The sequence below is a fragment of the Mycobacterium sp. IDUB_24 genome, from assembly GCF_055419385.1.
Genome location: NZ_JBVAXO010000002.1, coordinates 95907 through 112589, shown reverse-complemented (window position 1 = coordinate 112589; position 16683 = coordinate 95907). Strand labels below are relative to the sequence as shown.

General features: G+C 67.5%; 16 protein-coding genes. 9 read left to right on the top strand and 7 right to left on the bottom strand.

Translation table 11 applies throughout. From position 1 onward, the window contains the following. The first annotated feature begins 30 nt into the window (after nt 1-30). A complete protein-coding gene (locus ACZYZF_RS08180) occupies nt 31-2247 on the top strand; it encodes a DUF1214 domain-containing protein (protein WP_463835240.1) in 2217 nt (738 codons plus the stop codon). A gap of 97 nt (nt 2248-2344) precedes the next feature. On the opposite strand, the gene ACZYZF_RS08175 is transcribed toward ACZYZF_RS08180, so the two are convergent. The 4 genes from ACZYZF_RS08175 to ACZYZF_RS08160 are packed head-to-tail and all read right to left on the bottom strand — an operon-like array spanning nt 2345 to nt 6159. Next, nucleotides 2345-3160, bottom strand: coding sequence for an HAD-IIA family hydrolase (locus ACZYZF_RS08175; protein WP_463742681.1), 816 nt, complete (start codon nt 3158-3160; stop codon nt 2345-2347). Nucleotides 3161-3185: 25 nt separating this feature from the next. Continuing rightward, a complete protein-coding gene (locus tag ACZYZF_RS08170) occupies nt 3186-4601 on the bottom strand; it encodes a PH domain-containing protein (protein ID WP_463835845.1) in 1416 nt (471 codons plus the stop codon). Nucleotides 4602-4654: 53 nt separating this feature from the next. Then, nucleotides 4655-5149 carry a PH domain-containing protein gene (locus ACZYZF_RS08165; RefSeq protein WP_463742682.1) on the bottom strand — a complete coding sequence of 165 codons (495 nt, stop codon included), beginning with the start codon at nt 5147-5149 and terminating at the stop codon, nt 4655-4657. Next, nucleotides 5146-6159, bottom strand: coding sequence for an HAD family hydrolase (locus ACZYZF_RS08160; RefSeq protein ID WP_463742683.1), 1014 nt, complete (start codon nt 6157-6159; stop codon nt 5146-5148). The genes ACZYZF_RS08165 and ACZYZF_RS08160 overlap by 4 nt, the downstream gene beginning before the upstream one ends. Before the next feature lie 129 nt (nt 6160-6288). On the opposite strand from ACZYZF_RS08160, the gene ACZYZF_RS08155 reads away from it, so the two are divergent. Genes ACZYZF_RS08155 through ACZYZF_RS08135 form a run of 5 tightly spaced genes read left to right on the top strand, consistent with a single transcriptional unit; the run spans nt 6289 to nt 12250 of the window. Further along, complete coding sequence (locus tag ACZYZF_RS08155) at nt 6289-7212, top strand: SDR family NAD(P)-dependent oxidoreductase (RefSeq protein ID WP_463742684.1); 924 nt, start codon at nt 6289-6291, stop codon at nt 7210-7212. Between the two features lie 2 nt (nt 7213-7214). Beyond that, nucleotides 7215-8411, top strand: coding sequence for a molybdopterin molybdotransferase MoeA (gene moeA / locus ACZYZF_RS08150; RefSeq protein ID WP_463835238.1), 1197 nt, complete (start codon nt 7215-7217; stop codon nt 8409-8411). A gap of 35 nt (nt 8412-8446) precedes the next feature. After that, entirely contained in the window at nt 8447-9148 is a 702-nt protein-coding gene (locus ACZYZF_RS08145) for a phosphatidylserine decarboxylase (protein WP_463742686.1), read from the top strand. Beyond that, on the top strand, nt 9145-10026 hold the full coding sequence (pssA, locus tag ACZYZF_RS08140) for a CDP-diacylglycerol--serine O-phosphatidyltransferase (RefSeq protein WP_463742687.1): 882 nt from the start codon (nt 9145-9147) through the stop codon (nt 10024-10026). Before ACZYZF_RS08145 ends, pssA begins: the two co-directional genes overlap by 4 nt. 1 nt (nt 10027) lies before the next feature. Then, entirely contained in the window at nt 10028-12250 is a 2223-nt protein-coding gene (locus tag ACZYZF_RS08135; RefSeq protein ID WP_463742688.1) for an AAA family ATPase, read from the top strand. Between the two features lie 472 nt (nt 12251-12722). On the opposite strand, the gene ACZYZF_RS08130 is transcribed toward ACZYZF_RS08135, so the two are convergent. Further along, entirely contained in the window at nt 12723-13178 is a 456-nt protein-coding gene (locus ACZYZF_RS08130; RefSeq protein WP_463835237.1) for an SRPBCC family protein, read from the bottom strand. 37 nt (nt 13179-13215) lie between these two features. Then, nucleotides 13216-13800: a TetR/AcrR family transcriptional regulator gene (locus tag ACZYZF_RS08125; protein ID WP_463742690.1), complete on the bottom strand. Its 585-nt coding sequence runs from the start codon at nt 13798-13800 to the stop codon at nt 13216-13218. A gap of 21 nt (nt 13801-13821) precedes the next feature. On the opposite strand from ACZYZF_RS08125, the gene ACZYZF_RS08120 reads away from it, so the two are divergent. Genes ACZYZF_RS08120 through ACZYZF_RS08110 form a run of 3 tightly spaced genes read left to right on the top strand, consistent with a single transcriptional unit; the run spans nt 13822 to nt 15212 of the window. After that, nucleotides 13822-14211 carry a hypothetical protein gene (locus tag ACZYZF_RS08120; RefSeq protein WP_463835236.1) on the top strand — a complete coding sequence of 130 codons (390 nt, stop codon included), beginning with the start codon at nt 13822-13824 and terminating at the stop codon, nt 14209-14211. After that, on the top strand, nt 14208-14702 hold the full coding sequence (locus tag ACZYZF_RS08115; RefSeq protein WP_463742692.1) for a hypothetical protein: 495 nt from the start codon (nt 14208-14210) through the stop codon (nt 14700-14702). Before ACZYZF_RS08120 ends, ACZYZF_RS08115 begins: the two co-directional genes overlap by 4 nt. A gap of 60 nt (nt 14703-14762) precedes the next feature. Further along, complete coding sequence (locus ACZYZF_RS08110; RefSeq protein ID WP_463742693.1) at nt 14763-15212, top strand: DUF1707 domain-containing protein; 450 nt, start codon at nt 14763-14765, stop codon at nt 15210-15212. A 5-nt stretch (nt 15213-15217) separates the two neighbouring features. On the opposite strand, the gene ACZYZF_RS08105 is transcribed toward ACZYZF_RS08110, so the two are convergent. Continuing rightward, a complete protein-coding gene (locus ACZYZF_RS08105; RefSeq protein WP_463835843.1) occupies nt 15218-16651 on the bottom strand; it encodes an FAD-dependent monooxygenase in 1434 nt (477 codons plus the stop codon). Nucleotides 16652-16683 lie beyond the last annotated feature (32 nt).

The window sequence follows — 16683 nt, the reverse complement described above, 5'->3', positions numbered from 1 at the left end:
GTGGCAGCCAGAACAGTTGGGGGAGACACTATGCCGACGACGTCCGCTACCGCTGGAGGCGCCCGATTCATCGGGCGGGTGGGCACCCTCGCCGTTGCCCTGGGCATCGGGGTGGCGATGGCCAACGGGACGGCGATCGCTTCCGCCGAGACCGGCAGCTCGGACTCGTCGGGAACGCATTCAAAGGCGACCGACACCGCGAAAGCGGACCGCTCGAAACCGAAGAAAGGCCCCCGCAAACCGTCGTTGTCAGACCCGCAGAAGCTGTCCAACCGGGTCAGCGAGGTCGCCGCCAAGGTGGAGTCCGCGCTCGGCAGTGCGAAGATCGGCGAACGTCGATCGTCAGCCGCGTCGACTGACCGGAAACTGCTCGGCCAGGACGGCAAGGGCAGCAGAACAGTCGCCAAACCCGCAACAGCCGGCGAGGCCGTCGAGACCGCCGTCGGCAATGTGCGGCAGTCGGTGTCGCGGGCAATCGACCGGCAGGCCACGCTCGACAACCGGCCGCAGGCCGCTGCCGAGACCAACGCGACCGCGCCCCTGGAAACGCTGACGGTCGTCACCAAGAAGGTGGCGAAAGACGTTGTCGATCACCTGATTCCGGTGTCGGCGCTCCCCACGCAGGCTCCGGCGGCCCAGCCGATCCCGGAGATGGTGGCGGCGGTGACGCAGCGGCTCAAGCCGCGTCTCCCGGAATCGCCGGTGAGCCCGGTCCAGGATCTCGGCCTGGCGGCGCTGCTGAGCTGGTCACGCCGTGGGCAGGGGCTCGCCCCCATCGGACGCATCACCACACCGGAAGCGACGTCGCAGGTGACCGCCGAAGTGACGACGGCGGCAACGAGCACGCTGGCCACCGAGGACCAGCTTGAGGCCGAACAGCAGGTCGGCCAGATCGTCAACACACCAATCGTTCAGCTGGCCAAGGTGGTCCTGATGGCGGCCTGGTACGTCGAGGCGGCCAAGAACTTCGCGACCGTCGGTGGCCCCGACTTCACGAACCTCTCGCAGCTCAACGAGGCCGCGACCGAGTTCGCCAACCAATCGGCCACTGAGTTCCTGCTGCTGAATTCGAACGATCCGAAGCTGCTGCTTCAGGTCAACCCGCCGCACAGTTGGAACGGGCAGAACGCCGGCGGCACCCGGATCTGGTACGACAACCCCGACACCGTCTACCGCTTCACGGGTATCAATGGCGCCTCGACCTACGAGATCGAGGGCAAGGTCGCGGGGTATGACCCGGCCGACCCGAGTACCCACCCCACTTCTGCCAACACCAATTTCAGCGTGCTCACCGGAATCAACGGGGTCACCGCCGCCAATCTCAACGGCGAGGACCTGAGCATCAGGGACGACGGGACGTTCACCATCGTGGTGAGTCCCGACGCGGCGCCGGCCAACCCCGAACAAGGCATGAACTACATTCAGGCCCCGTCCAACTCGACCATCCTCGCCACCCGAAACACCTTGGGGGACTGGAATACCGAGACTCCCATGACGCTGACCATCGAGAAGACCGCCGGCCCGCCCAGCAGCCTGTTCAGCCAGATCGGCGGGTTTGCGATCCCGGTCATCGGTCAGACGGTGGTAGAGAATCCGGTTCTGATGAGCCTGGTGTCGATCATCCCGGCATTCGACAAGGCACCGCTACTGCTGTCGTCCACCGAGACCGCCCTGCTGATGCTGGTCACCGGAATCAACGGCGAGAACACCTATATGTCCGTGGCGACCGCCACCGGCCAGCCGAACACGCTGTCCCAGCCGCAGCACAACGCACAGTTCCTCTCCACGCAGTTACAGAGCGCCGGCTACTTCCAACTGAAGGACGACGAGGCGATGGTCATCACCGTCGATCCCGGTGATGCGGAGTACTTCGTGGTGCCGGTGACCAACGACTGGACCATCACCAACGACACGCGCAACCAGCAGACCAGTCTGAACAACAGCCAGGCCATCAAGAACGCGGACGGCACCTACACCATCGTGGTGTCCAAGAACGATCCCGGTGTGGCGAACTGGGTGTCCACCGGCGGCCTGAATCAGGGCACCATCTCCATGCGTTTCCAGGGCGTGGACCCGGATGCCACGAACATGCCGACGGTGACGACGCGAGTGGTGAAGGCGTCGGAGGTGCCGGACATCGTGAACGATCCGAACGATCCCAACTACAACCCCGAGCAACTCGACTACAACCGTGCCCAGCAGATCGCCGACCGTCAGGCCGGGTACGACCGCCGCTACACGGTCTAGCCGAGAGTTTGGGGACGCCGATTTCTACTTGAGGGTCGCGCTCGTCGAAAAGTACGACCCAGGTGTAGAAAACGGCATGTCTGGGACACCGAGAGGATTACAAGCCCAGCAACTCAGGCAAGTCGGCGACCGAGTCGATGACGTGGTTGGGTTGCATCGTGAATTCGTCTGCGGCCCACCGGTCCAACGTCGCCTGACGGAACTTTCCGGTGCGCACCAGCACCCCCGCCATCCCGACCACCTGGGCGGCCAGCACGTCGTTGTTGAGGTCGTCACCCACCATGTACATCTCCTCGGGGTCGACGCCGAGGCGGTTGGCTGCGGCCAAAAACCCTTCCGGGGCGGGCTTGCCGACGGCGGTGGCCTTGCGGCCCGAGGTCTCCTCCATGCCGGCCAGATACATGCCGGTGTCGACCCGCAGTCCGTCGGTGGTGTTCCAGGCGGTGCTGCGGTGCATCGCCACGACCGGCACACCCTGGGCCATCCAGTCGTACACCCAGCTGAGCGTGAGGTGGTTGTACTCGGGCCCGGCCCCGCCGAGCAGCACCACGTCGGGGGTTTCAGGTGCGGCAGGCCCGGTGAACTCACTCGAATACACAACATCGACGCCGGGCATGTCCTCACCGATCTGCCCGCTGTTGACCAGAAAACATCGGGCACCCGGATAGCGGTCACGGACATATTCGGCAGTCAGGGCCGCCGCGGTGATCACCTCGTCGGCCGCGACGTCCATGCCGGCCGCAGTCAGCAGGTCGGCGATCTGTGCGCGGGTGCGGGTGGTGGTGTTGGTCAGATAGGACCGGGCGATCTGCTGCTCGGCCAGTATCCGCAAAGTCTCCGCCGCACCGTCGATGGGCAGCCATGAGGTCACCAGCACGCCATCGATGTCGAACAGCACCCCACCGATAGCCATGCAGCGACAGTAAACGCCCGCGAATTCAGCGCAACTCGGGGCCCGCCACGCCGGCTGCCCACCCGTTATCGGCCACCCACGGCGAGGCGGCCGCCACCACGGACCAGGCCTGCGCCGCCGGGAGGTCGAGCACGGTATACCGCTTCTCCCCGGCGGCGGTCGCTGCGATCAGGGTGGCAACACCGGCGCGGCGCTGAAAGAACGTCTGCCGCACCGTCCATCCGATGATCCCGGCAGCGTCCAGGTGATCGCGCCGGCGCTCCAGACTGCCGGAGCGGGCAACCAGCCAGCCGTCGCGCACCAGATGTCCGAGAGATCTGGTGCGGTCCGCGGCCAGCAGTCCGGCGCACCCGACCGACAACACCCACAACACCCAGGCCCAGACCGGTACCCCGAGCACCAGCAACACCGCGGCCGCGAGCCCGGGCAGTGCCAAGGCGCGGGTCCAGCGTCGCCGCACCGCGGCCGGTCCGTGGGCGATCAGCGGTGCGTCGACGGCAGCGGGGTCGCCGATCAGCTCGGCCAGCACGGTCCTGGCGGTGCCTGCCGGGCACGGTGGCAGCAGCAGGGAGGCCTCGCCTTCACCACCGACGCCGGTCATCACCGCATCCAGGCGCGCACCGCCGAAGGCCCGCACCAGGAGGGGCTCGCGCAGAGTTCCGCCGCGCAGCCGCCGCATGTCGTAGGTGTGCTCGCGCAGCCGTAGCAGTCCGTGCTGCAGGTGAAGCACGTCGGAATCTCTACGCAGCACCAGATTTCCGTAGGTCAGCAAGGACCTCAGCACCGAGAGCACCACAGAAGCCACCAGCACCACCGCGACGCCGATCACCACGCTGATCAGGACGCCGAAATGTTCGGCCACCGCGACCCCGGACCGGGCCAGCTCCGAGTTCCGCAGCGCGGCACCCACTCCCGCTTGATAGATCACTCCTGCTGCGGCCGCGATCATGGCCAGGCCGGTGAAGCTCAGCGGGCTGTAGCGCAGCCAGGACGGCTGCCAGCGGGCCAGCTCGCGACCTGCCGGCGCGTCGGCGACCGGAACGGCGTCGGCCAGCAGGATTGCGCGCAGTCTCGGTACCTGCTCCGCCTCCACCGCGTCCAGGGCAAATTCGGTGTCACCCTTGGCCTCCTGACCGGTGCTGATCCGCAGCACGGTCAGCCCCAGCAGCCGGTGCAACAGCCGCGCATCGGTCGATACCGATCGAATCCGGTTGCGCGGCACCGACAACACCTTGCGTTGCAGCAGCCCCGTACGCAGTCGCACCTCGTCCGGCTCGATGCGGTAGCTGGTGGTGAACCACCGCGCCAGGCCCAAGGCGATGGTGAGCACAATCGCCGCGATCGTCCAACCCTGATTCCCGGTCGCCGAGCCCAGCACCACTGCGCCGATCAGCAACGGAATCTGTTGCAGCACTTCATGCACCGGGTGGACCAGCAGCATACGCGGACTGAGCCGCTGCCACTGCGGCTGGATGGCCGGCTCGGACGGGGCGCTCACGTGGCGTCCTGTTCGCCGATCGCCGCGATGTCGGTCAACTGCGCCACCACCCGCTCGGCCACATCGTCGTCGAGCGCCACGATCCGCACGGCCCCGGCCGAGGAGGCCGTCGTCACCGTCACGTTGGCCAGGCCGAACAGCCGATCCAGCGGGCCCCGGTAGGTGTCCACGGTCTGGACCCGCGAAATCGGCGCGATCCGCCGCTCCTGCACCAACCACCCCGTGCGGGTGTACACCGCCGGGGTGCCGGAGCCGACGTTGATGTCCCACCGGTGGACCCGGTAGCGCCACATCGGGACCACCCCGACAAAGAGCACCACACCGATGACCGTGACGATCGCGGCCACGCCGTGCACCCACAACATCCGCTGGTCGATCGCGAACCAGATCACCTGCGCCAGTATCAAAACCGCCCATGGGATGGCCGCGCTCAACGCCCACACCAGCGGCGCCTTACGGCTGGGCGGCTGCGCGGGATCGGTCAATCTCACTTGGCGAACACCGTCTTCCAGTCGTTCTTCATGTCGACGACGGTCCAGCCGTTCGGCCCGGCCTGCTGCAGTGCGGTGACCAATTTTCCGGAGGACGGCGGGTTGGCGTCGTAGGCGTATTCGCGCTCGGCGTCGGTGTGGTGGATCAGGACGCCGAGGCTGGGCCGCGGATTGTCGATCGTGGTGTACTCCAGCATCGCCTGGTCACCGTCGCTGTTGCCGACGGCCAGAATCGGCCTGCGCCCGATGAATTCGTGGATGCCCGACGGCTTGCCCGCCTTGTCGTCGACGAAGACGTAGTCGAGGGTCTTGACGAGCACAGGTTTACCGTCCCGCAGCTCGTATTTGGTGGTGCCGGTGGACCCGACCACCTGCTCGGGCGGGATTCCGTATACCCGCTGGGCGAACACCCGCATGAAATCGGCGCCGCCACCGGAAACGATGAAGGTACGGAAGCCGTTGTCCCGCAAGTAGGACAACAACTGCTGTTGCGGTTCGTAGGTCAGCTGATCGTAGGGTTTGTCGAATCGGGGATGGCGGGCGGTCGCCATCCAGTCGGTCACCCGTTGGTTGAACTCGTCGGTCGTCATCCCGGTATGGGTGAGCGCCAGGACGTGCAGCAGTCCTTCGTGCCGGTCGCCGGCGAGCAGGGTGGCCACGTCCCCTTTGAGCGCCGCCTGCACCATGGGATCGGCGGCCAGCGCCGGCTCTTGCGGCGTCCGGCGTTTGAGCTCGTCGATGACGAACGCCGCCTGGAACGGCAGCGGCGCTTCGGCCCACAACGTGCCGTCGTTGTCGAATACCGCGACGCGGTCTTCCGGCGCCACGTATTCGGGAGTGTCCGGGGTGGTCGCCCGTTTGACGAACTCGGTGATCGAGTTTTTCGCCGATGTGTCGTTCCACGCGGACAACGGATCTGGGGCAGTGTCATTCGAAGAGACGGCGTCCTTCGACGAACAGCCGGTCATGCACAGCAGAAGGCTCAGCAGGACCGCAACCAGGGTGCGCATGGTTCCCAGACTGCTATGGCGCCGGGGTGCCGTCCAGCACCGGTTTACCGAGCCGGATACTCGGCCGGTCGTCGCACTCCCTGATCGCAGCGGTGTGAGGTACGGCGGCGCCCCCGTAGAGTTCGAGCAATGAGCGCAAATTCCAAGTGGACCGAGGCCGATGTCCCCGATCAGTCCGGCCGGATCGCGATCGTCACCGGGTCCAACACCGGGTTGGGCTATGAGACCGCCCGTGTGCTTGCTGCCCGGGGCGCGCATGTCGTCGTCGCGGTACGCAATCTGGACAAGGGCCGTCAGGCCGTCGAGCGGATCACCGCCGCGGTGCCCAAGTCGGACCTCAAGCTGCAGCAGTTGGACGTGGGCTCGCTGGACTCGGTCCGTACCGCGGCCGACGAACTCAAGGCTGCCTATCCGCGGATAGATCTGCTGATCAACAACGCCGGGGTGATGTACCCGCCCAAGCAGACCACCGTCGACGGCTTCGAGCTGCAGTTCGGCACCAACCATCTGGGAGCGTTCGCACTGACCGGCCTGCTGCTGGAGCACCTGCTGCCGGTGGACGGCTCGCGCGTGGTCGCGGTCGCCAGTGTCGCGCACCGCATCCAGGCCGCCATCCATTTCGATGACCTGCAGTGGGAGCGCAGCTACAACCGTGTCGCCGCCTACGGCCAGTCCAAGCTGTCGAACCTGCTGTTCACCTACGAGTTGCAGCGCCGTCTGGCCGCCAAGAACGAGCCCACCATCGCGGTGGCCGCCCACCCCGGCCTGTCGAACACCGAACTCATGCGCCACATCCCGGGAACCGGCCTGCCCGGCTACAACCAGATCGCGGGCCTGTTCACCAACAGCCCGGCCAAGGGTGCGCTGGCCACGTTGCGGGCCGCCACCGCTCTCGATGTCCGTGGCGGCCAGTACTACGGCCCGTCCGGTTTCCGTGAGATGGTCGGCAATCCGAAGCTGGTGACCTCCAGCAAGCAGTCCCATGACGAAGAGCTGCAGCGCCGGCTCTGGACCGTGTCCGAGGAGCTCACCGGCGTCAGCTTCCCGGTGTGATCATGCGGACCGTCGACGAGCACCAGAAGGTGGTTGCCGGGCTGATCAAAGCCCGTGCACCACAAGAGCTTCCGCTGAACGACACTCTGGGTCTGATGTTGGCCGCCGATGTGGTTGCCCCGCTGTCACTGCCCGGCTTCGACAACTCCGCGATGGACGGCTACGCCGTTGTCGCCGACGATGTCGCCGCTGCCACCGAGGACGCCCCCGTTCGGTTGCCGGTGGCCGAGGACATCCCGGCCGGCCGCACCGACCCGCTGACGCTGCGGCCCGGGACCGCCCATCGCATCATGACCGGGGCGCCGCTGCCGGCGGGTGCCACCGGGGTGGTTCCGGTCGAGGCCACCGACGGCGCGACGGACACCGTGACGATCCGCGCGGCCGCTCGGGAGGGTCAGCACATCCGCCGCGCCGGCGAGGACGTCACCGCGGGCACCGCCGTACTGCGCGCCGGTCAGGTGATCACCCCGGCCGCGCTCGGGCTGGCCGCGGCGCTGGGGCTGGCCACGCTGCCCGTGTTACCGCCGCAGCGCGTCATGGTGATGTCCACCGGCACCGAGCTCGTGGCACCGGGCACCGAGCTGCAGCCGGGACAGATCTACGAGTCGAATGCGGTGATGCTGGCCGCCGCAGTCCGCGATGCCGGCGCTCAGGCCACCATCGCGCCGATGTCCGCGGACGACGTCGACGCCTTCCGCGCCGCGCTGGCCCAACACACCCGCTCCAACGACTCCGTAGATCTGATCATCACCACCGGCGGGGTCAGCGCGGGCGCCTACGAGGTGGTCAAAGACTCCCTGTCGGATCAGGTGGAGTTCGTCAAGGTCGCGATGCAGCCCGGCATGCCGCAGGGTGCGGGCACCGTGAACGGCGTGCCGATCATCACGCTGCCGGGCAACCCGGTCAGCGCGCTGGTTTCTTTCGAGGTGTTCGTCCGCTCGCCGCTGCGTGCCGCGATGGGCCATGCCGCGCCGGACCGGCCGCGGCGCACCGCGCAGCTGACCGAGGATCTGACGTCACCGCGCGGAAAACGGCAGTTCCGGCGGGGTGTGCTGACCGGGGACTCGGTCAGCAGCTACGGTCCGCCGGCCTCGCATCATCTGCGCTGGCTCGCTTCGGCGAACTGTCTGCTCGAGATCGCCGAGGACATCACCGAACTCTCGGCCGGGACGACGGTTCCCGTGTGGGACCTGACCTAGCAATTCCGACACCCCCCGCACGTAGAATCCTCCCGATGGCCAGACGCCCCGATCTCCAGCAGTCCGGACCAGAACGCCTTGTGGCGCTGGTGCGATCCAGTGTTCCGCCGATGCACTCGGCGGGATTACCGTTCGTCGGCGCCAGCCTCGCCGTGGCGGCCCTGGGCCGTAAGCACCGCTGGGTACGCCGGGCCGGCCTGCTGGCCGCCGGCGCGAACGCCGCGTTCTTCCGCCACCCGCCCCGGGTGGCGCCGACCCGGCCGGGCGTGGTGGTCGCCCCCGCCGACGGGCTGGTGTGCCTGATCGAGGATGTCGTCCCACCTGCCGAGTTGGGCTTGCCCGCCATTCCGCTCCCTCGGGTCAGCATCTTCCTGTCGGTGCTCGACGCGCACGTGCAGCGCGCCCCGATCGGCGGTGACGTGGTCGCCGTGCAGCACCGTCCCGGGCGTTTCCACTCGGCCGAACTCGAAGCCGCCAGTGAGGACAACGAACGCAACAGCGTCGTCATCCGCACCCCCGAGGGCACCGAGGTGATCGCGGTGCAGATCGCCGGTCTGATCGCCCGGCGCATCGTGTGCGACGCCCGTGTCGGCGACAAACTCGCCATCGGTGAGACCTACGGCCTGATCCGGTACGGCTCCCGGCTGGACACCTACCTTCCTGCTGGTTCGAAATTGCTTGTCACTCGGGGTCAGCGGACGCTGGCCGGAGAAACCGTCCTGGCGGAGTTGCCATGATCAAGCCGCGCATGAGGCCCCCGTCGTTGATCAAGGGCCGCATGAAGCCGCCGCCGTTCTCCGTGCGGATGCTGCCGAGTGCGATGACGGTGGCGGCCATCTGCCTGGGCCTGTCGGCGATCAAGATGGCGCTCGACAACCGGCCCACCGAGGCGATGGCGTTTCTGGCGGTCGCGGCGATCCTCGATGCGCTGGACGGCCGGGTGGCCCGGATGCTCAACGCCACCTCCAAGATGGGCGAGGAGATCGATTCGCTCGCCGATGCGGTGAATTTCGGTGTGGCACCGGCGCTCATCATCTACGGCACCATGCTTTCGCATTCGCGCATCGGGTGGATCGTGGTGCTGCTGTACGCGGTGTGCATCGTGTTGCGGCTCGCCCGCTTCAACGCGCTGCTCGACGTGGATCAGCCGGCGTACGAGAAGGAGTATTTCGTCGGCATGCCCGCCCCTGCGGGTGCCATCGGCGCGATCGGTCTACTGGCTGCCAAGATGCAGTTCGGCGAAGGTTGGTGGACCAGCGAGTGGGCGGTGTCGATCTGGATGATCGGCGTCTCGCTCCTGGTGGTCAGCCGGATCCCGATGCGCAAGATCCACACGTTCGCAGTTCCGCCGAACATGGTGGCGCCCTTGCTGGCCTTGGTCGCCATCGGGGTAGCGGCGTCGGTGTTCTACGGCTACATCGTGATCATGGTGATCATCGTGGCCTACGTGATCCACATCCCGTTCGCGATACGCACCAAGAAGTGGGTGGCCAGCCACCCCGAATCATGGGACGACAAGCCGCAGCAACGGCGCGCCGCCCGCCGTGCGATTCGGCGGGCCCAGCCGCACCGGCGGTCGATGGCACGACTGGGGCTGCGGAAGCCGGGGCGCTGACATGTCGCAGCTCGAGGCCGAGGAAGATCAACCGCTCGGGCATCTGCGCCTGACCGCACGGCTGAACACCGCCGCACTCGACTCACGTCGTGGGGTGGTTCGGCTGCATCCGGAGGCGATCGCCGCGCTCGGGATCCGCGAGTGGGACGCGGTGTCACTGACCGGATCCCGTACCACTGCGGCCGTCGTCGGCCTGGCCCCTGGCGGTACCCCGACCGGTACCGCCCTGCTCGATGACGTGACGTTGTCCAACGCCGGGGTGCGGGAGAACGCCATAGTGATCGTGTCGCCGGTGACGGTGTACGGCGCCCGGGCGGTCACGGTGACCGGGTCCAAGCTGGCGACCGATTCGATCTCGTCGGCGACGCTGCGCCAGGCGCTGCTGGGCAAGGTCATGACGGTCGGCGACACGGTGTCGTTGCTGCCCCGCGATCTGGGGCCGGGTACCTCGACGTCGGCGGCCACCGCGGCGCTGGGCTCGTCGGTGGGCATCACCTGGACCTCGGAACTGCTGACGGTGACCGGGGCCGATCCGGCCGGACCTGTGAGCATTCAACCGAATTCGGTGGTGTCGTGGGGGTCGGGCCTCGAGGGTGCCGGGCCGGGGCCGTCGGATTCCACCGGCGCGCACACGATCAGCCCCGCACGCGCCGAGCCTGCCGTCAGCTTCGACGATCTCAAGGGTTCCCATACCCAGGCCGGCAAGCTCACCGAATGGCTCAAGCTGTCACTCGATGAACCTCAGCTTCTCGAAACTCTGGGTGCCACACCGAATCTCGGCGTCCTGGTATCCGGCCCCGCCGGTGTGGGCAAGGCCACCATGGTGCGGACCGTGTGTGCCGAACGGAGGTTGGTGGAGCTCGACGGCCCGGAAGTGGGGGCACTGGCCGCCGATGACCGGTTCGGCCGGGTGTCCGACGCGGTCGCTACCGTGCGCGACGGCGGTGGGGTGCTGCTGATCTCCGATGTCGACGCGCTGCTGCCGGCCGCCGCCACCGACCGGGCTCCCGAGCCGGTCGCCGCCCTGATCATCGGTGAACTGCGTGAGGCCGTCGCCACCCGGGGCGTGGCGTTCGTCGCGACGTCGGCGGTGCCCATCGGGGTGGATCCCCGGCTGCGGGCACCGGATCTGTGCGACCGCGAGCTTGCCCTGACCCTGCCCGATGCCGCCACCCGCAAGGCACTGCTGGAGGTGCTGCTGCGTGGCGTTCCGTCCGCCGAGCTGAGCCTCGGCGAAATTGCCGACCGTACACCGGGTTTCGTGGTCGCCGATCTGGCCGCCCTGGTCCGTGAGGGCGCTCTGCGGGCAGCCTCGCGAGCCAGCGCCGAAGGCAACGAGCCGGTGCTGTGGCAGGAGGATCTGACCGGGGCGCTGACCGTGATCCGGCCGTTGTCGCGGTCCGCGTCCGAGGAGGTGTCGGTCGGCTCCGTCACGCTCGACGATGTCGGCGACATGGTCGAGACCAAACAGGCGCTCACCGAGGCGGTGTTGTGGCCGCTGCAGCATCCGGACACATTCCAGCGCCTCGGCGTGGAGCCCCCACGTGGTGTGCTGCTGTACGGTCCGCCCGGTTGTGGCAAGACCTTCGTGGTGCGGGCGTTGGCCAGCTCGGGGAAGCTCTCCGTGCACGCGGTCAAAGGTGCTGAGCTGATGGACAAATGGGTCGGTTCTTCGGAGAAGGCCGTGCGCGAACTGTTCGCGCGGGCCAGGGATTCGGCACCGTCACTGGTGTTTCTCGATGAGATCGATGCGCTGGCTCCGCGACGCGGGCAGAGCTTCGATTCCGGCGTGACCGACCGCGTGGTGGCCGCGTTGCTGACCGAACTCGACGGCATCGAGCCGATGCGCGACGTGGTGGTGCTGGGCGCGACCAACCGTCCCGACCTCATCGACCCCGCGCTGCTGCGGCCGGGCCGGTTGGAGCGGCTCGTGTTCGTCGAACCGCCCGATGCCGACGCACGTCGCGAAATCCTGCGTACCAGCGGCAAATCCATTCCCCTGGCCGCCGACGTCGATCTCGACGCCCTCGCCTCCGAGTTGGACGGCTACAGTGCGGCCGACTGTGTGGCGCTGCTGCGGGAGGCAGCCTTGACGGCGATGCGCCGGTCGATCGATGCGGCCGACGTCACCGCGGCCGATGTCGCCAAAGCCCGGGAGACCGTCCGGCCGTCGCTGGATGCATCCCAGGTGGCGTCCTTGCGGGAGTTCGCGGCCGGGCGCTGAGATTCTTCGGCTGATGCTGGGTTCCACGCCTGGCCGCCGGCCGGCCCGGCGGCCAGGAGCCACACCTGTCCCATCGACCACGGCTCCGAGGGCACTACTCGAGCTGCCCACCTGCGCGCGACAATCGAGCGACAATCGCCTCCTGAATCACCTCCGCAACACCGTTCCCACCACCGCTCGCCACATCCGGCCCTTGTACCACTGAGACCTCTGCCGCCCCATCCGTCCGGTGTCCAGCTACCAGCGACAACTGTCGCTGGTAGCTGGACAAGTCGAATTCCGTTGCGTACGAGGCGAATGGGGCGTCAGTGACCCGAGTAATGAATGGACTCGTGACCTGAGTTGTCACCGTGATGCATGTGGCGATTGTCGCTCGATTGTCGCTGACAGGCGGGCACCACGACACCACTCGCCGAGCCGGGCCTATTGAGGTGGCTATCGAGACTGCTTCGGCAGTGAGGCCCGGCTGCCCCTATGTTTCGGCGAGCGCCGCCATTCGGTCGATCGAGGCCTGCAGCTTGTCCGCAGTGGTCGCGCGGGCACGAACCAGCCGCTTCTCGTCGGTCAGCTGGGACCAGTCGTAGGTATGGGTGACCAGAGTTCGGTTGTCGCCCAACGGTTGCAACTCCCAGCGCCAGAGGTGGCCGGGTGGCTCCTTGCCGACCTCCGACGGCCGCCAGGCGATACGCCGGCCTTCTTCGAACTCCACGATGTGGTTCTCGCGGTCACCGCCCTGCTTGATCGTCAGGACGAACACGTCCCCGACCGCACGCACCCGCTGCCCGGACGCGGCCTGCGCCAGGTTCTCGTTGCCGTCCCAGCGGGGCTGTTGGGCCGGGTCGGCGATGAGCTCGAAGATGACCTCTGCCGGTGCGGAGATCTCACGACTGGCTGCGACCACCCGTGAGCCACTGGACTCAGAATCCATACGCCTGACCATACCCACAGATCGACGCTGAACCGATTCACTTCACGGTCAACAACTTCCGAATCGCGTCGGCCAGGTCTTCCTCCATCCAGGCCGGCAGGGCAGCATCGTTGGCGTGGCGTCGCACCATCGCATAGGGCAGATCGACGACGGCCCGCGACATGGCGTCCATCGTGCGGGCGTCGTCGGCGCCGTAGATACCGCGCGCCAACTCGCGCAACCGCTCGATGAGTGGCGTGTTCATCGCTGCCAGCGTCGCGGTGAACTCCGCATCGGGGGCGCCGTCGAGCAGGTCGCTGGGCCGGATGGTCAGCAGCAACCGGGCGTCGTCGGGAACGTCACGGGCGAAGACGACGGCAGCGACACCCATCGCCACCGCGGCCTCCACCGCGTCTCCCCCGGACGCCGCCATCGCGCGGGACTGAAACCGTTCCAGCGCCCGCAGCCAGGCCGCGGTCAGCACACCGTTTCGGTTACCGAACCGGTGATACAGCGTGCCCGCCGGCGCCCCGCTGACCTTGGCAATCGCCGCAACGCTTGCGGCCCTGGGCCCTTCGGCGAGCACCAACGCCCGGGTCGCATCCAAAATCGCGTCGGTTTCATGCTTCCGCGGAGGCGCCATGATCTAGTACAGTCCTTCTATATGGAACGTTTACCCTATATTGATGAGCATGCCATAACCCTCGATGCGGATGCGGCCACGACATGGGCCGCCGTCCTGCGCACGATGTGTAGCGATCCTGCCGAGCCGCGCGCCCCGTTCGGGTTCGCCATCGGCGAGTGCACGCCGCGTCAACGCCTGATCCTCAAGGGGCGTCATCCCTTCTCGATCTACAAGTGGGTCTTCGAGCTGGACGAGCTCGGTCCGCACTGCACCCAGGTGCGGTCACAAACCTGGGCAGCCTTCCCGGGCATCCACGGAAAGATCTACCGCACCCTGGTGATCGGCTCCGGAGCCCACGTGGTGGCGGTGCGCCATGCGCTCAAACGCATTGCGGGGCAACTGCGTCCGCGGCCAGGCGTCGCGGCGTGATCCTGAACTGGGGCGCGACCGAAGGCGAACGCGCCACCCCCCTTCCGTGCGACGCGCTGTCCCCCGGCGCCAAAGTCTCCGCGGACCGCGCGATCACCATCCACGCACCGCCTGCGACCGTGTTCGGCTGGCTGTGCCAGCTGCGCGTCGCGCCCTACAGCTACGACCTGCTGGACAATTTCGGTCGACGCAGTCCACGAACGCGTGACCCGGAACTGTCCCGCCTCGAAGTCGGCCAACGCTTCATGCAGATCTTCACCCTGCACTCGTTCGTCGACGACGAGCACGTGACGCTGCAATCCGGGAAGGTCACCGTCACCTACGCAGTTCGGGGCCACGCGGAAGGCAGCCGCCTGCACGTGCGGGTGCGCTTCGGCGGTCCGGCGATCACCGGCCGGGCGCTGGCACTGGGCGACGTGGTGATGATGCGTAAACAGCTGCTCACCTTGCGCGAGCTGGCCGAGCAGGAAGCCATCCGGCCAATATCTTGACGGTGACTAGTTACAGTGGCATAGTTCAACTTGTCACTGACTAGATTCACGGGAGTTGAGATGGCCGACACCGCCCTACACACCGTTGAAACAGCCCGGGCCGGCGACCGGGAGCGCGCACGGACCGCGAATGACCTCGGTCAGGCCCTCACCCAGGGCTACCTCACGATGCCCGAGTACGAAGATCGGTTGCAGTCCACGTTCCAGGCGCAGACCGCCGACCAACTGCACCGGCTCGTCGCCGACCTCCCCCTCAGCCGGCTACGACGTCACGATCCCCGACGTCACGCCGCCCAGCAGCGGGCCGCCCGGATGAGCGTCACGATCCACCTGGCCGCCTACCTTGCCGGCGCCCTGCTGATGCTCGGCATCTGGCTTGCCGTCGGACTCGGCGGTGGCGGCTGGTACTTCTGGCCGGTCTGGCCGATCATGGGCTGGGGCATCGGCGTTGCGTCACATGCCATTCCGGTATGGGCACACGCCCAGGCGCACTCCATCCCCGTCACGTAACGCGGTCAGCCGGCGGCCGACGTCCAGTGCGTGATAGCCGCACGCACCTCCGCCGCGTCCGGCAGCCGCTCACTGGCCCAGGCCACATAGCCGTCGGGCCGGATCAGCACCGCGTCGGGCAACTCGGGCCGATTGTCGATCGCCTGCACCACATCCGCGTCACCGACATCCACCGGAGCAGCGGTGACGAGTACGAACTTCTCGCCGCGCAAAAGCTCGTACAGCCTGGGCCCGCCACAGTTCACGTCGGCCATGCGGCGACCCACGAGCCAGTCTTCGTCCTTCGACCGCGGATACGCGATGCCGATGCCGCTGAGCCGCTCGGCCACAAAGCGTCGGGCGCGCGGAATGCGTAATACCGTCCCCAACACGAGCACGCGCAGCCGACGCGTCGCGGCCGAACTCAGGACGATCTGGTTGAACGTATCGGTCAACCGCAGCACCGCGGCACCCACTGGATGGCGCTCGCGTTCATAGCTGTCCAGCAGCCACGACGACGCATGCCCTCGCACCGCCAAAGCCAGCTTCCAGCCCAGATTGAACGCGTCGCCGAGCCCGGTGTTCATGCCCTGCCCGCCGAGCGGCGAATGCACATGCGCGGCGTCGCCCGCGAGGAACACGCGCCCCGAACGGTAGTGGCGGGCCTGGCGGCGCTCGCTGAGGAACCGCGAACTCCACCGCATCTCACTCATACCGAAGTCATCCCCCGCGATGCGTCGAAACGCCTCCCGCATCTCCTCCAACGTCACCGGTTCGTCCAGCGGCGCCCGTTCCCTCAGCCGGTCCCACGCGATGGCGCGGAACCAACCGTCGCCGAAAGGCACGAACAGCACCACCCCTTCCGTGCCGGTCCGGGCGAACAGCGTTTCCTCGGGAGGTGACGCCAACCGCACGTCGGCGAGCAGGATGTGCGTTTCGTACTGTTTGCCGGCGAAGTCGATCCCGACCAGTCGTCGGACCGTGCTGTGGGCCCCGTCGCAGCCGACCACATAGTCGGCGCTCAGGCTCTCCCCGCCCGCCAACTCCACGCTCACCCCGTCGCCATCCTGGCGCAGCCCCACCACCTGAGCACCGCGGCGCACCGTGACGCCCAACTGCGCCGCGCGCTCCTCCAGTACGTGTTCGGTGCCGCTCTGCGGAACGATCAGCACCATGCCGAACCGGGTCGGCAGCTCCCGCAGATCCAGCGTGGCTCCGCCGGGCGGTGCCACTTCGTGCACCTCGACTCCCCGGCTCAGCAACTCATCGACCAGTCCTCGGCCGTCGAGCAGTTCGAGCGTTCGCGCGTGCACCGCGAAGGCCCGGGTGATGTTGGGCGTCGAGTCCCGTTCATCGACCACCGTGACCGCCGCCCCGCCGAGCGCGAGCTCACAGGCCAGCATCAAACCCGTCGGCCCGGCGCCGACCACCAGAACACCTTTGGTTGCCAACAGATTCACCTCCGTAGCGCGTTGGTGACTCTGCAGGCTGA

Excerpts from the sequence above, each read along its gene's own strand:
- ACZYZF_RS08180 (WP_463835240.1), top strand. The coding sequence starts at position 31 with ATGCCGACGACGTCCGCTACCGCTGGAGGCGCCCGATTCATCGGGCGG.
- ACZYZF_RS08175 (WP_463742681.1), bottom strand. The coding sequence starts at position 3,160 with ATGGCTATCGGTGGGGTGCTGTTCGACATCGATGGCGTGCTGGTGACC.
- ACZYZF_RS08170 (WP_463835845.1), bottom strand. The coding sequence starts at position 4,601 with ATGCTGCTGGTCCACCCGGTGCATGAAGTGCTGCAACAGATTCCGTTG.
- ACZYZF_RS08160 (WP_463742683.1), bottom strand. The coding sequence starts at position 6,159 with ATGCGCACCCTGGTTGCGGTCCTGCTGAGCCTTCTGCTGTGCATGACC.
- ACZYZF_RS08155 (WP_463742684.1), top strand. The coding sequence starts at position 6,289 with ATGAGCGCAAATTCCAAGTGGACCGAGGCCGATGTCCCCGATCAGTCC.
- moeA (WP_463835238.1), top strand. The coding sequence starts at position 7,215 with ATGCGGACCGTCGACGAGCACCAGAAGGTGGTTGCCGGGCTGATCAAA.
- ACZYZF_RS08145 (WP_463742686.1), top strand. The coding sequence starts at position 8,447 with ATGGCCAGACGCCCCGATCTCCAGCAGTCCGGACCAGAACGCCTTGTG.
- pssA (WP_463742687.1), top strand. The coding sequence starts at position 9,145 with ATGATCAAGCCGCGCATGAGGCCCCCGTCGTTGATCAAGGGCCGCATG.
- ACZYZF_RS08135 (WP_463742688.1), top strand. The coding sequence starts at position 10,028 with ATGTCGCAGCTCGAGGCCGAGGAAGATCAACCGCTCGGGCATCTGCGC.
- ACZYZF_RS08130 (WP_463835237.1), bottom strand. The coding sequence starts at position 13,178 with ATGGATTCTGAGTCCAGTGGCTCACGGGTGGTCGCAGCCAGTCGTGAG.
- ACZYZF_RS08125 (WP_463742690.1), bottom strand. The coding sequence starts at position 13,800 with ATGGCGCCTCCGCGGAAGCATGAAACCGACGCGATTTTGGATGCGACC.
- ACZYZF_RS08120 (WP_463835236.1), top strand. The coding sequence starts at position 13,822 with ATGGAACGTTTACCCTATATTGATGAGCATGCCATAACCCTCGATGCG.
- ACZYZF_RS08110 (WP_463742693.1), top strand. The coding sequence starts at position 14,763 with ATGGCCGACACCGCCCTACACACCGTTGAAACAGCCCGGGCCGGCGAC.